The 823-nt window shown below is 59.4% G+C and carries 1 protein-coding gene; it reads left to right on the forward strand.

Features of this window, described 5'->3' with window-relative positions; all coding sequences use genetic code 11:
• The coding region (locus tag DEO48_RS15620; protein WP_309136819.1) for an ImcF-related family protein at window positions 1–823 on the forward strand (823 nt) is incomplete at both ends.

Here is an 823-nt window from a genome sequence, read left to right on the forward strand (position 1 = left end):
ATATCCGGCCGCACGGGGCGAGTCCAGCGTCTGGTTTGTACGTCAGCTGTTTATGGATGTGGTGTTTCCCCAGGCACATCTTGCCGGAGAAAGCCGTTTACACCAGCTGTATCGCCGTCGCCGGATGTCCATCGGTACCGGCCTCATGGTGCTGACGGCTTCTCTTTTCAGCCTGGGCTGGTACCACTATTACCAGACTAACCGGGATGCGGGGCGTCAGGTTCTGCGGTCTGCCCGGCAGTTTATCCATGCGCGTGAAACCGTCGGACAGCAGGCCTTTGGCACGGCGCTGTTGCCCCGGCTGAACCTTATCCGCGAAGCCGCCCTCTCTTACGGTGATTATCGCAGCAAAAATCTCCTGTTTGCCGATATGGGGCTGTATCAGGGAGGGCGTATCGGTCCGTATGTGGAAACGTCTTATCTGGCGTTACTGCAGCAGCAGTTTCTGCCGGCGGTGCTGGCGGGGCTGTCGCAGGACCTGCTGCAGGCACCTGCGGCCAGCGAAGAAAAAATGTCGGTACTGCGCGTCATGCGGATGACGGAAGATGCCTCGGGTCGCAGCATTCCGCTGGTGGAACAGTATATGGCGTGGCGCTGGCAAAAGGCGTTTCCGGAACAGGGGCAGGTCCAGCAACAGCTGATGCAGCATCTGGATTATGCTCTCAGGCACACCGACTGGCATAAAGCACGGGTACAACAGGATCCTGATGCCATTGCCGCCTGGAAGCCTTTTGCACAGCCTGTCGCTGACGCACAGCAGGAGCTGAGCCGTCTGCCGTTATATCAGCGGGTGTATCAGGGGCTGATGGTGCGGGCCACCGCG

The organism is Enterobacter sp. CGMCC 5087, from assembly GCF_003144775.1.
Lineage (GTDB): Bacteria > Pseudomonadota > Gammaproteobacteria > Enterobacterales > Enterobacteriaceae > Enterobacter > Enterobacter cloacae_M.